The organism is Micromonospora sp. GCM10011542, from assembly GCF_042650685.1.
GTDB lineage: Bacteria > Actinomycetota > Actinomycetes > Mycobacteriales > Micromonosporaceae > Micromonospora.
This window is the reverse complement of record NZ_JBHSBO010000058.1, coordinates 549,356-562,576: the sequence shown is the minus strand read 5'-3', so window position 1 is coordinate 562,576 and position 13,221 is coordinate 549,356. Positions and strand designations below refer to the sequence as shown.

Sequence of the window (13,221 nt, the reverse complement as noted above, 5' to 3'; positions counted from 1 at the left end):
CGGGTCAGTGCTGCTGTTCGTGCAGATCCTTCACCGAGGTCGGCCGGCCGCTGAGCGCGTCGCGCATCCGGTCGACCAGGCCGGTGCCGGGGGCGAGCAGCTTGTTCGCCGGCGGGTGGTCCGGGGCGGCGGGGTGTGGCCGGGTCGGTGCGGTCTTCTTAGCCGCGTTCACCTTGCCGGCCAGCTCGACCAGTTCCTCGTGTGCCACCGCGGCGCGCAGCCGGGGAAAGAGGTCGCTCTCCTCGTCCTGAATGTGGTGCCGGATGGTGGCCGTGAGGTGGGAGAGCAACTGGTCGAAGCGCGGGTCGGACGGGTCGACGGACTCCAGTTCCTTCATGGTCCGCTCCGCCTCGGAGTGTTCGGAGATCTCGTGCTCGGCGACCTGGTCGCCGTCCGGCAGCGCCTTGCGCGCGGCCGGGTAGACGTACGCCTCCTCGGCCACCGAATGGCGGACGAGTTCGGCGATCACCACGTCGGCGAGCTGCCGGCGGTGCTCGGGGGTGCCCTGCCGGCTCTCGAGCTCGACGAAGAGCGTCTCGACCTCTTGGTGATCGGAGGTCAGGACGTCGACGACGTCCTGACCCTCGGTGGTCTGTGGGTTGGTCATGTCGGCCCCTAACCGGTTGCGGAACGGTCGGCTGTGGGGGGCTGTACCCCTCTACCGCCGCGTGAACCCACCCTCCGGGACGAATCGGCGGCTGTCGCGCCGGGGCGTTGTTCGGGCCGGGGTGCTGCCGTACGCTTCTGCTCGGCCCGCCCTCACGGTTTCCAGTGAGGAGCAGTCATGCCCTTGAACCGCCTGCTGACCCTCGGGGTCGGCGCGTGCACGGCGGTCGCGCTGAGCGTCCCCCTCGCCGCGGCGCCCGCCTCGGCCCAACCGTCCCATTCCCGCGGCGGCAGCCTGGTGCTGGTCGGTGGCGCGCTCGCCGACGACAACGCGGCCGTCTACGGCGACATCGTCCGGTTGGCCGGGGGCCACGGCAAGGCCCGGATCGGCATCTTCACCGCAGCCGCCCCGGTGCCCAGCGAGGACCCGGACGCGGACACCCCGGACTGCAACAACAGCGTCTGCAACGGTGACTACTACGCCAAGCTGTTCCGCACCTACGGTGTGGCCGACGCGCAGTGGATCCCGATCGACCTGGACCGACCGGGCGCGGCCGAGGACCCGGCCGTGGTCCGGCAGATCAACTCGATGACCGGCTTCTTCTTCGGGGGCGGTGACCAGTACCGGTACGTCACCACGATGACCCGGGGCAGCGCTCAGCGGGACACGCCGGCGCTCGCCGCGGTGCGCCGCAAGCTGCGTGCCGGTGCGGTGGTCGCCGGCACCAGCGCGGGCGCGCAGATCATGGCCGGCCGCGACATGATCACCGGCGGTTCCACCGAGCCCGGGCTGCGCGACGGGGCCCGGCCCGGCTACTTCGACGACGCTGGCATCCTCGCGTACCTGCCGAAGGGTGGCTTCGGCTTCTTCACCGACGGCCTGGTGGACACCCACTTCTCCCGGCGTGGTCGGGAGGCCCGGTCGATCCGGCTCGCCTCGGACACCCGGCACGACCGGGTCTTCGGGCTGGACGAGAACACCGCGCTGGAGGTGACCGGGGTCGGTTCGCGGCACCGGTCGCTGCGGGTGCTCGGGCAGCGCGGGGTGAGCGTGCTCGACCTGCGCCGCGCCCGCGTGACCGACACGGCGGTCTGGGGGATCGAGGGGGTGCGCTGGAGCCGGCTCACCGATGGTGACCGGTACCGGGCGGACCGCTGGCAGCCGGTGATCGCGTCGGGCAAGCAGCGGGTGGCACCGGCCGCCGGGCCGTGCACGGTGCCGGCGTCGGACGACGTCTTCTACGACTACGCACTGGTCGGGCTCGCCGAGGGGCTGGTCGACCAGGCCGGTTGCGCGTCGACGTCGGGCACCTCGTACGAGAAGGACCCCCAGTTCGCCGCCGAGGTGACCCGGGATCGTGGCTTCGCCGGGTACCGGGCCGGGTCGACGACCTCGTTCGTCGCCGCGGTGATCGGCATCCGCCCGGTCTGACGGTCCGCCGGGCACATCCCGAGACGAGCGGTATGACCGTGGGTCATGAATATGACTCCGAGTCATACCGCTCGTCCGGGTGTCGCCCGCCCGGCGAGGGAGGGCGCGAATCCGTCACTGAGCTGTAACAGAAGTTACGTATTGAGCAACGACTGTCATGGATGTAACTTCTGTTTCATCGATCCGTGGCCCCTCGGAGGTGCCCATGTCTCTTCCCCGCAACCCCCTGCGTACCCGGCTCGCGGTGCTCACCGCCGCCGCCACCCTGCTCACCGTGGCGCCGATCGGGGTGACCGCCGCGCAGGCCCAGGTGACCCGCGTCCGGCAGGGCAGCTCGACGGACGTCAGCCGAGCCAGCTGGTCCGGTCCGGCGTACACCATGAACGGCTCGGGCGGCATCGTCACCGCCACCATGAACCAGGCGATCAGCGCGATCCGCGGCGGCTCCGGCTCGATCGACGTGGCGGTGATCGCCGGATCGGGCACCGGCACCCCGGAATGCGACGTGATCACCGGGTTGAGCGGGGTGAACTCGTGCACCACGCTCACCCTGACCGCCGCCAACGACGGCAACAACAGCCAGGTCAACACCGATGTCCGCAACGCGGAGTTCGTCTACTTCGCCGGCGGTGACCAGTGCCGCTACGTGGCCTGGAAGGGCACCGCGCTGGAGGCGTCCGTTGAGTCGGTGGTGGCCAAGGGCGGTGGCGTGGGCGGCGGCAGCGCCGGGCACCACGTCAACAGCGACATCGTGTACGACGCCTGCGGCGGCAGCGCCACCTCGGCGATCGCCCTCGACGACCCGTACGACCGCTCGATGACCTTCACCACCGGCATGTTCCGCTGGCCGAACTACGCCGACACCATCAACGACTCGCACTTCGTGACGCGGGACCGGATGGGTCGGCTGATGGCGTTCGTGGCCCGGGCCGTCAAGGACGGCCGGACCAGCGGTGGCAAGGCGTGGGGCGTCGGGGTGGAGGAGGGCGCCTCGCTCTTCATCGACCGCAACGGGCTGGCCACGCTCAGCGGACCCAGCGCGTACGTGGTCCTCGGCGACCACCAGCCGGAGGTGGCAAGCTCCGGCCAGCCACTGACCTACTCGAACTTCAAGATCTGGAAGCTCACCAGCGGCCAGACCTACAACTTCGCCAACCGTCCCACCTGCGGCTACTACCTGAAGAGCGTCACCAGCGGGGTGCCCAGCGGCAGCCTCTACAGCGGTACCCCGGTGACCGACTGCTCCACCCCGCCGCCGCCCGGCGGCGGCTCCAGCTACGCCGAGGTCGAGTCGAACGACTCGCGTGCCACCGCCAACGACGTGACCGCGAAGAGCTACCCGCTGACCATCACCGGGGACATGAAGAGCAGCACCGACCGGGACTACTTCGCGGTCAGCCTCGCCAGTGGACAGACGCTGGGTGTGGACTGCGCCGTGCCCACCGCGTACGACGCCGACCTCTACCTGCTCAGCTCCACCGGGAGCACGCTCACCCGGTCGGTCAACAACGGCGCCGGCGCCGACGAGTCGGCGTCCACCACCCGGACCGCGTCCGGCTCGGCGACGTACTACGTCGAGTTGGAGGCGTACTCGGGATCCGGCAGCGCCGACTACAGCTGCACGGTCACCAGGTCCTGACCCGACCGGAGGGGGTGGCCACCAGCATGCCCCGGGTGGCCACTCCCGCCGCGGTTAGGCTCAGCCCGTGTCGACCTCCGATCCTGCCGACGAGCCCACCGGGCTGGCTCGCGGCGCAGTCCCCACCACCCCCGCCGTGGATGCCGAGCCGGCGGGGCCGGCGTCGGTGGGGGTGGCCGCTCTGATCCGGCAGCGGCTCGGCGAGTGCAGCCCGGCCGAACGCCGGGTGGCCCGGGCGCTGCTCGCCGCCTACCCGGCGGCCGGGCTGGGCACGGTCGCCGCGCTGGCCGAGCGCGCCGAGGTGAGCGCCCCGACCGTGCTGCGTTTCCTCAGCCGGCTGGGCTTCGGCGGCTATCCGGAGTTCCAGCGGGCGCTGCGCGACGAGCTCACCGAACGGGAGACCTCGCCGCTGACCGCGTACCGGGCGGCGGAGCGTACCGGCGGACCGCCGGCGGGCGCGCTGTCCCGCGCGGCGGCGAGCCTGCCCGACGCGGTCGCCCGCACCCTGGTGGAGTTGCCGCAGGGCGAGCTGGATGCGGCGGTGCGGCTCCTCGCCGACCAGCAGTTGCGGGTCACCGCGGCCGGTGGCCGGTTCTCCGGTCTGCTCGCCCACTACCTGGTGCTGCACCTCATGCAGGTGCGCGGGGCCAGCCGGCTGCTGCCGGCCAACCCGGTGGAGCGCACCGACATGCTGGTCGACGTCAGCCGCCGGGACCTGGTCGTGCTCTTCGACTTCCGCCGGTACGAGGAACCGACGCTGGCGCTGGCCCGGGAGGTGACCGCGCGCGGCGCCCGGGTGGTGCTCTTCACCGACCGGTGGCTCTCCCCGGTGGCCGGGCTGGCCGAGGTGGTGCTGCCTGGCCGGGTCGAGTCGCCCTCGCTGTACGACAGCTTCGTGCCGGCGTTGGCCCTGGTGGAGACCGTGGTGGCGGCGGTGATAGACCGGCTCGGGCCGGTGGCGGGCGCCCGACTGAAGGCGATGGAGCAGGCGCAGCAGGAGTTCCACGCTGGTTGATCCGCGTTACAGAAAACTGTAACCCCACCGAAATAGTAATGTGCGTTACAGTCCGGGTGCTGGTTCGTCTGGCACCCGGAAGGACACCCCATGCGCATCCGTCAGCTCGCCCTGGCCACCACGGCCTCGGCCCTTCTCGCCGTCACCGCCGGCTGCGGCGGTAGTTCCTCCACCGCCGCGGGCTCCGGCGACGAGGTCTCCACCGTCACCGTCACCGTCGAGGGCGTCGGCCCGGTCAGCACCGACGCGAACCTTGCCAAGAAGGTCCCCGCCGACCTGCGTGGCCGGGGCACCGTCACGGTCGCCACCAACGCCCCCTACGAGCCGTTCATCGACTTCAAGCAGGAGGGGCGGACCGACGCGTTCAAGGGTCTGGACTACGACCTCTTCCTCGCCGCCTCCGCACGGCTGGGCATCAAGGCCACCTTCACCCAGCAGCCCTTCGACGGGCTGGTGCCGGGCCTGCAGGCCGGCAAGTACGACGCCATCGCCGGCGGCATCACCGACAAGAAGGAGCGCCAGCAGGTGGCGACCTTCGTCGACTACTCCGCTTCCGGCACCGGCTTCCTCGTCAAGACCGGCAACCCGCTCGGCGTGAAGACCGTGGCGGACCTCTGCGGGCGCAAGGTCGCCGTGCAGAAGGCCAGCAACCAGGCGAAGAACCTCGCGGCGTACAGCAAGGACAGTTGCGCCGGCAAGGCCATCGAGGTCAAGGAGTACCCGGAGAACCCGCAGGCGGTGCAGGCGCTGATCGCCGGCAACGTCGAGGTGGTCGCCGCCACCAAGGTCAACCTGGTGGACACCGCCGCCTCGCTGGCCGGCAAGGCCGACCTGGTGGACGACCCGTCCGCCCCCAACGGCTGGCTGGCCAGCCCGAACGGCTTCGGCTTCCTCAAGAGCAAGAAGGACGTCGCCGAGGCGTACCGGTTGGCCGTGCAGTCGCTGATCGACGACGGCACCTACGCCAAGATCCTCACCCAGTGGAAGCAGACCCCGATCGCCGTCAAGCAGGCCACGATCGACCAGGCCATCGACTGACCCCGGCGGAGGCGACCCCCTGAACCGCGGTCGCCGGGCGCACTTCCGACACCGTGAGGGCGGGCCCGGAAGGCGCCCGGCGACCGCCGTGAACGTCTTCGCAGGAGGCACTGCAATGAGCGACACCGAGACCGTACGGGTGGTCCCCGTCCGGCACTACGGTCGCTGGCTGACCGCGCTGCTCGTGGTCGGCCTGGCGGCCCTGTTCCTCCGGGCGCTGCTGGACAGCCCCAACCTCGAACCCGCCACCATCGGCGACTACCTGTTCAAGGACTACATCCTCGACGGCGTGGTCACCACGCTCTGGCTGACCCTGTTGGCGATGGTGCTCGGCACGGTCGGCGGCGTACTGCTCGCCGTGATGCGGCTGTCACCCAACCCCGTGCTGCGCGGCGTCTCCTGGGCCTTCATCTGGGTCTTCCGGGGCACCCCGCTGCTCGTTCAGATCATCTTCTTCGGCTTTCTCGGCGCGCTCTTCCCCCGGCTGACGCTGAGCCTGCCGTTCACCGGCACCGTGCTCTTCGACCAGCCGACCAGCGTGGTGGTCACCGGCACGGTCGCCGCCGTGCTGGCCCTGTCGCTCAACGAGATGGCGTACGCCGCCGAGGTCATCCGGGGCGGCATCCTGGCCGTCGACGGTGGTCAGACCGAGGCCGCCGCCGCACTCGGCATGAGCCCGACGCTGACCCTGCGCCGGGTGGTGCTGCCCCAGGCCATGCGGGTGATCATTCCGCCGATGGGCAACGAGACCATCACCATGCTCAAGTCCACCGCGCTGGTGTCGATCATCGCCGGTCGCGACCTGATGACCGCCGTGCAGACGGTCTACCAGGGCAACTACAAGGTGATCCCACTGCTCGTGGTGGCCGCCATCTGGTACCTGGCGCTGGTGAGCCTGCTCTCCGCCGGCCAGTGGGCCATCGAGCGGCGGTTCGGCCGCGGTTTCACCCGGGGAGGGGTTCGATGACGGTTGCGGAACGCGGCAGCGCCCGGTCCGAGACGGCGACGGCGGAACGGCCGATGGTACGGGCGGAGGCGGTCACCAAGCGCTTCGGCGCGGTCGAGGTGCTCAAGGGCATCGACCTGGCCGTGTCCCCCGGCGAGGTGTCCTGCCTGCTCGGGCCCTCCGGCTCCGGCAAGTCCACCTTCCTGCGCTGCATCAACCACCTGGAACGCATCGACGGCGGCCAGCTCTGGGTCGACGGCGAGCTGGTCGGCTACCGGCGCAGCGGCGACAAGCTCTACGAGCTCAAGGCCCGCGAGGTGGTCCGGCGGCGGCGGGACATCGGCATGGTGTTCCAGCGGTTCAACCTCTTCCCGCACCTGACCGCGCTCGGCAACATCGTTGAGGCGCCGGTCCGGGTGCTCGGGACCAGCCGTGAGGCGGCCCGAGCCGAGGCGCTGCGGCTGCTGGAACGGGTCGGGCTGGCCGAGAAGGCCAACGCGTACCCCGGCCAGCTCTCGGGCGGGCAGCAGCAGCGGGTGGCGATCGCCCGGGCGCTGGCCATGCACCCGAAGCTGATGCTCTTCGACGAGCCCACCTCGGCGCTCGACCCGGAACTGGTCGGCGACGTGCTGGACGTGATGAAGGGCCTCGCCGCCGACGGCATGACCATGATCGTGGTGACCCACGAGATGGGCTTCGCCCGCGAGGTGGGCGACTCGGTGGCCTTCCTCGACGGCGGGGTGGTGGTGGAGGCCGGCCCGCCGGCCGAGGTGCTGGGCAACCCCCGGCACGACCGCACCCGCGCCTTCCTGGACAAGGTGCTCTGATGGATCCACTGCTCACGGCGGCCGGGGACCGGCTGGCCGCGTACCACGAGCGGTTGGCCCGGCTGGTCGGCATCGACTCCGGATCCGGGCAGGTGGACGGGCTGCGCGAGGCGGCCGACCTGGTGCAGACCTGGTGCCTGGCCGCCGGGATGTCGGTCGAGCGGGAACCGGTCGCCGACCCGTCCGGCGCGGCGCTGGGCGACGTGCTGATCGCCCGCCGGCGCGGTCGCGGAACCCGCCGGATCCTGCTCGCCGGCCACCTGGACACCGTGTTCCCGCGCGGCACTGCCGCCGCCCGGCCGTTCCGGGTGCAGGACGGGCGCGCGTACGGGCCGGGGGTCAGCGACGACAAGGGCGGCGTGCTGGCCGGCCTGGCCGCGGTCGAGGTGCTGGCCGCGCTGGGGCTGGGGGAGTACGGCGAACTGATCCTGGTCTGCACCCCGGACGAGGAGATCGGCTCGCCCGGCAGCCGGGCGCTGCTGCGTACCCTCGGTGGCGAGGTCGACGTGGCGCTCTGCCTGGAGTGCGCCCGGGACAACGGCGACCTGGTCTCCGCGCGCAAGGGCGTCGCGGACCTGGAGGTCACCCTGCGCGGCCGGGCGGCGCACGCCGGCATCGAGCCGGAACGCGGTGCCAACGCGCTGCTCGCCGCCGCCCGGCTGACGGTCGCGCTGGACGCGCTGAACGGCCGCTGGCCGGGCGTGACGGTCAACGTCGGGCACCTGCACGCCGGTGACCGGCCCAACGTGGTCGCCGACCGGGCCCGGATGCTGGTCGACCTGCGCGCCTGGCGGACCGGCGAGTACGAGGCCGCGCTCGCCGAGATCCGCCGGCTGGTCGCCGCGCCGACCGTCTCCGGGGTACGGGCCGACCTGGCCGTGCACGCGCCCACCCCGCCCTGGGAACCGGGCCCGGCCGGGCGTCGGCTCACCGAACTGGCGGCGAAGGTCGGCGCCGGGCTGGGCGTACCGGTGTCGCACACGGCGACCGGCGGGTGCGCCGACGCCAACCTGCTGGCCGAGGCGGGCGCGGCGGTGCTGGACGGCCTCGGCCCGGTCGGCGGTGCCGACCACAGCCCGTCGGAGTGGCTGGACCTCGACTCGGTGGTGCCCCGCACCGCCCTGCTCGCCGGGCTCATCGATCAGGTGAGCCGGGAGACCGCCGCCTGACGCTCCGCACGATTGCCCGGCGGTCGCCCGGGTATCCGCCGCCATGCCCGACGACCGTTCCACCGCCGACAACGCCCGGTCGGCGCTCGGCGTGGCCACCGAGCGGGGCGGCCGGGCGGTCGGCCAGGCCCGCCAGTGGGGCGGGCAGGCCGGCCGTATCCGGGCCCGGCAGTGGGAGATCACCCTGTTCATCGCCGTGCAGGCCGGGTTGGCCGCGGCACTCGCCGCCCTGATCGCCCAGAACCTGCTCGGTCCCGGGGCGCACGTCTTCGCGCCGGCCGCCGCCGTCGGTACGATCGCCACCGCCATCGGCCAGCGGGCCCGGCGCACCTTCGAGCTGCTGGCCGGCGTGGGTCTGGGCATCCTGATCGGCGATGCGTTGCGCTTGGTGCTCGGCACGGGGCCGTGGCAGACCGGCGCGGTGGTGGCCCTGGCCATCGCCAGCGCGCTGCTGGTGGCCGGCCGGGGTGGCGCGCTGGTCGGTCAGGCCGGCGGTACCGCTGTGCTGATCTCCACGCTCGCCCCGATGGAACCTGGCCTGGAGCTGCCCCGGATCTTCGACGCGCTGGTCGGCGGCGCGGTCGGCCTCGTGGTGGTCGCGCTGCTGCTGCCGATCAACCCGCTGCGAGTCCTGGACCGGGCGGCGGCACCGATCTTCACGGTCCTCTGCGAGCAACTCGCCGAGCTGGCGGAGGCGTTGCGGGGAGCGGACGCGGACCGGGCGGTGCGCGTCCTCGATCGGCTCCGCGGCACCGAGGGCGACCTGGGCCGGTTGCACGAGTCGTTGAGCGGAGCGGAAGAGGTGGTGACCATCGCGCCGGCCCGCTGGCACCGCCGTCAGCAGTACCACCGGTACGCCCGCACCGCGGAACACCTGGAGCGGCTGATGCTGGACAGCCGAGGGCTGGCCCGCTGGTCGGCGACCGCCCTCCAGTACGGCGAGCCGATCCCGCCGGAGCTGCCGGACGCGGTGACCCGGCTGGGTCGGGCCGTGGCGGAGATGCACGTGGACTGCCGGATCGGCCGCGATCCCGCGCGCGCCCGCCAACTGGTCCAGGAGTGCGCCAACCTGGCCGGTCGGGCGGCGGTCAGCGGCGTCCGCTCCTTCGGCGACGCGCTCGTCACCGACCTGCGTACGGCGGCCAGCGACCTGCTGCGGGCCACCGGCTGCGAACCGGACGACGCGAACGCCCTGGTGCGGCAGGCTGCCGGCGCGGGCGAGGCGGCGATCCGCCCGGCGGCCCGGGGGCACCTCTACCGCCCGCCGCGGTCAAACCGCACCCGCCGGCGTACACACCGTCACCGCCTCCGGGCGGCGAACGGCGACCGGGCCGGCCACCCCGCGAAGGGGAGACCGGCCCGGTGAACCGCCAGAATCAGGAGGAGTAGCCGCGCTCGGCGATCCAGTTGGCGACCTTGGGCAGGCTCACCCAGTACTCGCCCGCCGCCGGGTTCGCCGGGTCGGCGATCCGGACGGTGTCCCCACCATCGGTGTAACCGACGAGGGTCAGGTAGTGGCCACCCTCGTACGAGTGCGGGTTGCCGTCGGTGTCGACCGTCGTGCCCTTGACGTTGGCCACCACCGGTCGCCCGGCGTCCACCGCGGCCAGCACGTCCCGCCGTAGCTGCTCGACCTGGTCCGGCCGGGCCACCGAGTCACGGACCTCCGTGGTCCGGTACCCACCGCCGGTCAGCTCGTTGAGCACCCGGGTGGTGTCCAGCGCCGAGGCGGTGCCCGCCTCGGTGGTGCCCAGCAGCTTGGCCACGGCGTCCTGCGACATCGCCTTGCCCTGCGCGGACAGGGCGATCCGGGTGGCGGCCGGGCCGCAGTAGTAGAAGTTCGGCTGGGCCTCGTAGTCGACGTCGAGGATCCGCTCGGCCGGCCGGCTGGCCCGGTCGGACTGCGTCGACGAGGCCGGGTCGGCCTGGACCGGAGCGGCCTGCGCGGCCACCGCGGGACCGAGGGCGCAACCGCCGGCGACCAGCAGGCCGACGACGGACAGACCGCTCTTGTGCATGATCGGGTTCATGGTCGAGTCTCCGTTCGAGGGTTGACGCCTCCGCCATGCGGAGGTGCAGCACCGGGAATGGGCGCTCGGCTCATCAGGGGCGACGACCCGTGCGGGTCTAGGCCAATGGCGTCCCGGGGGTGTAACGGCCCCGATTCGGCGGGCATTCCGCCGGCCAGGGCACGTGCTCGCTGTCGGTCCGGGCATGGTGCAGCGCCGGCTGATCGGCCTGGTTCCGGGGGACGAACCAGTCAACCGACGCGAACGGTCAGAGACTGCCCAGCAGGCCGCTGATGGTGATCTCGATGACCACCCGTTCCGGATTGGGACGTGGGGTCCGATACCGCTCGGCGTAGCGGCGCTCCGCCTCCGCCACCGCGGCCCGGTCCGACCGGAGGACCGCCCGGCCCTCGATGGTGAGCCAGCGCCGCCCGTCCACGTGGCAGACCGCCACCGGGGTGCCGGCCGCGCCGGCGGCGGCCACGTGCCGGGCCTTCTGCGAGGTGCCGGAGGTGATGACCCGGGCCAGGCCGGCCTCGGGATCGAGGGTGACGCCGACCGGCACGACGTGCGGGGTGCCATCGGCGCGCAGGGTGGTCAGCGTCGCCAGGTGCCGCTCGGCGCAGAAGGCCGTGACGCGCTCGTCGCGTACGTCCAACCGATGGTCGCCCGGCATGTCCGTCCCCCGTCTTCCGGTCAGGTACCGATCATGACACGGGGCGGCGTACCCGGCCGGTGTCCGGGGGTGCGTCCGGCTGCCCGGGGAGCTGCCGGCCGGCCGCCCGGCGCTTGTGCACCAGCCGGGTGAGGTAGATCAACGCACCGGCCAGGACGCCCATGTCGTCCAGGTAGATCGGATCGGGGAGCAGGTCGACCGGGAAGATCGTGTAGATCAGCGCACCGTAGAAGGCGACCTTGCCGCCGGCGCCCAGCCCGGTCAGCAGCCGCCGGGTGCGGACCACCCGTATCGCCAGCAGCACCGCGCCGACCAGCGTGGCGATCGCCACGATGCCGGCGACCACGACGAGGAGCCACGCCTCTCGGGACATGCCGTCACGCTAACCCACCCGGGCCGCCTCGACCCGGCGACGCCGCCCGGCTCGTGGGTACGGCATGGGCTCAGAAGGCGGGCGCGGCGGCGCGGCCGCGAGGCACCGCCGGGATCTCCCGGGTCTGCTCGGCGGACGGGCGGGCCACCTCGCTCAGCGGCAGCACCGACGCCGACTCCGCCACCCGTCGGCCGGTCGCGGCGTACGCCTCTTCGCGCAGGCTCCGGGCCGCCGCCACCGCCAGCTCGGCGGCCCGCCAGGCGGCCTGCTCCCGCTCGCGGGCCTCCGCCTGCCGCGCGGCCAGGTTGTCCCGTACCGCGCGCCGCAGCACCAGCTCCTGCTCGACCGGGTGCAGCCGCGGGTCCCAGCCGTTGCGGTGCGCGAAGATGTCGCTGAGCTGCTCGACCGAGAGTTCCCGCCGCCAGTACGCGTCCAGCGCCGAGCGGTGCAGGTAACGCTCGCGGTCGACGTATTCCGCCGGGGTGCGGGCGGTACGCGGCAGGGGCATCGCGGCGGCGGCGGCCAGGCGCCGGACGTCGGCCTCCGCGGCCTCGCACGCCTGCCAGGCCGCCTCGACCGCCTCCTGCGCGGCCACCCACTCCGCCCGTCGGCGCTGGGCGGTGGTGGTCGCACGTTCGGCGGCGACCGCCACCTCCTGGGCGTAACGGGTGCGTTCCCGCTCCTCCTGCGCCTGTTCGAGCTGGCTCGGCATGGCGGCGCGGCGGATCCGCGCGCCGGGGTCGATGCGGAGCCGGCCGGGCCGCAACAGCAGGGCGGCGACGGCGACCGCGACCACGCCGAGCAGGCTCAACCAGATGGCAGCGGCCCGGGGGACCTCGGGCAGGACGGCGGAGAGAACGATCTGCATGATTCAGCACCTCGCGGTCGAACGACGGGTATCGACTGTGGTGGAGCCCGGTACGCGGGCGGGGTGGGCGGTCGCCGGCTCGGCTGGTCTGCGACGGGACGATCCGCGGCACGGCGGTGTCTGCGCCGCGGCGCGAGCCCACCCCGGCGACGGATCGGCTGCCGCGCCGGCGACCCGGCCGGCGGCGCGGATCGTCCGGCAGGGGGGCCGGGTCAGACGGCGGGCGGGCCGCGACGGGACGGCGTGCCGCGGCCGGACCCGGTGCGCGGCGCGTCGTCCGGGGCGGCCGTCGCGTTGTCGATCGCCGGGGCGGCGACGAACGGGCGGGTCGGCCGGGTCGGGGCCGCGTCGGTGGCCAGTCGCGGAGCGGCTTCGGGCCGGATCGAATCGACCCGGCTGCTCACCGAGGCCGGGCGCAGCGGCGTCGCGGCGCCGGGTGGCGGGGCCACGGCGAGGGCGCCGCCGAGGCCGACCGCCAACACCAGCGCGGTCACCGCCAGCCGGGTCAGCTCGCGCAGCGACCGCAGCACGGCCCGCCGGAACGGGCGGACGGAGGCTGCGGACGACACCGCACCAACCTATCGCCCGATCCGGTACGGCGCAGCTCGGCGAGGGCCCCGGCG

14 protein-coding genes are annotated in these 13,221 nt (G+C 73.1%); 8 read left to right on the top strand and 6 right to left on the bottom strand.

Going from position 1 to position 13,221, the window contains the following annotated elements; genetic code table 11:
* Positions 1-4: 4 nt before the first annotated feature.
* A complete protein-coding gene (locus ACFOW4_RS23435; RefSeq protein ID WP_377531224.1) occupies positions 5-607 on the bottom strand; it encodes a hemerythrin domain-containing protein in 603 nt (200 codons plus the stop codon).
* A gap of 177 nt (positions 608-784) precedes the next feature.
* Between ACFOW4_RS23435 and ACFOW4_RS23430 the strand changes: the two genes are divergently transcribed.
* From ACFOW4_RS23430 to ACFOW4_RS23395, 8 genes are all read left to right on the top strand, one after another.
* Positions 785-2,038 carry a cyanophycinase gene (locus tag ACFOW4_RS23430; RefSeq protein ID WP_377531221.1) on the top strand — a complete coding sequence of 418 codons (1,254 nt, stop codon included), beginning with the start codon at positions 785-787 and terminating at the stop codon, positions 2,036-2,038.
* 205 nt (positions 2,039-2,243) lie between these two features.
* A complete protein-coding gene (locus tag ACFOW4_RS23425) occupies positions 2,244-3,677 on the top strand; it encodes a cyanophycinase (protein ID WP_377531220.1) in 1,434 nt (477 codons plus the stop codon).
* 67 nt (positions 3,678-3,744) lie between these two features.
* Positions 3,745-4,692, top strand: coding sequence for a MurR/RpiR family transcriptional regulator (locus ACFOW4_RS23420; RefSeq protein WP_377531217.1), 948 nt, complete (start codon positions 3,745-3,747; stop codon positions 4,690-4,692).
* 90 nt (positions 4,693-4,782) lie between these two features.
* The gene (locus ACFOW4_RS23415) at positions 4,783-5,730 is read left to right on the top strand and encodes a transporter substrate-binding domain-containing protein (RefSeq protein ID WP_377531215.1); all 948 of its coding nucleotides are present in this window, start codon (positions 4,783-4,785) and stop codon (positions 5,728-5,730) included.
* 115 nt (positions 5,731-5,845) lie between these two features.
* The gene (locus tag ACFOW4_RS23410) at positions 5,846-6,697 is read left to right on the top strand and encodes an amino acid ABC transporter permease (protein ID WP_377531213.1); all 852 of its coding nucleotides are present in this window, start codon (positions 5,846-5,848) and stop codon (positions 6,695-6,697) included.
* Positions 6,694-7,503 (top strand): amino acid ABC transporter ATP-binding protein, encoded by an 810-nt coding sequence (locus tag ACFOW4_RS23405; protein ID WP_377531210.1) that lies wholly within the window; start codon positions 6,694-6,696, stop codon positions 7,501-7,503. The genes ACFOW4_RS23410 and ACFOW4_RS23405 overlap by 4 nt, the downstream gene beginning before the upstream one ends.
* Positions 7,503-8,672, top strand: coding sequence for a M20/M25/M40 family metallo-hydrolase (locus tag ACFOW4_RS23400; RefSeq protein ID WP_377531207.1), 1,170 nt, complete (start codon positions 7,503-7,505; stop codon positions 8,670-8,672). Before ACFOW4_RS23405 ends, ACFOW4_RS23400 begins: the two co-directional genes overlap by 1 nt.
* 43 nt (positions 8,673-8,715) lie before the next feature.
* Complete coding sequence (locus ACFOW4_RS23395) at positions 8,716-10,038, top strand: aromatic acid exporter family protein (RefSeq protein WP_377531204.1); 1,323 nt, start codon at positions 8,716-8,718, stop codon at positions 10,036-10,038.
* A 10-nt stretch (positions 10,039-10,048) separates the two neighbouring features.
* Here ACFOW4_RS23395 and ACFOW4_RS23390 read toward each other — a convergent pair whose 3' ends face one another.
* The 5 genes from ACFOW4_RS23390 to ACFOW4_RS23370 form a co-directional block, all read right to left on the bottom strand.
* Complete coding sequence (locus tag ACFOW4_RS23390) at positions 10,049-10,702, bottom strand: C39 family peptidase (RefSeq protein WP_377531202.1); 654 nt, start codon at positions 10,700-10,702, stop codon at positions 10,049-10,051.
* Between the two features lie 247 nt (positions 10,703-10,949).
* The gene (locus ACFOW4_RS23385; RefSeq protein WP_377531200.1) at positions 10,950-11,357 is read right to left on the bottom strand and encodes a pyridoxamine 5'-phosphate oxidase family protein; all 408 of its coding nucleotides are present in this window, start codon (positions 11,355-11,357) and stop codon (positions 10,950-10,952) included.
* A gap of 31 nt (positions 11,358-11,388) precedes the next feature.
* A complete protein-coding gene (locus ACFOW4_RS23380; RefSeq protein WP_377531199.1) occupies positions 11,389-11,730 on the bottom strand; it encodes a hypothetical protein in 342 nt (113 codons plus the stop codon).
* A 70-nt stretch (positions 11,731-11,800) separates the two neighbouring features.
* Positions 11,801-12,598 (bottom strand): hypothetical protein, encoded by a 798-nt coding sequence (locus tag ACFOW4_RS23375; protein WP_377531197.1) that lies wholly within the window; start codon positions 12,596-12,598, stop codon positions 11,801-11,803.
* A gap of 212 nt (positions 12,599-12,810) precedes the next feature.
* Positions 12,811-13,167 carry a hypothetical protein gene (locus ACFOW4_RS23370; RefSeq protein ID WP_377531195.1) on the bottom strand — a complete coding sequence of 119 codons (357 nt, stop codon included), beginning with the start codon at positions 13,165-13,167 and terminating at the stop codon, positions 12,811-12,813.
* Between the last annotated feature and the right edge of the window lie 54 nt (positions 13,168-13,221).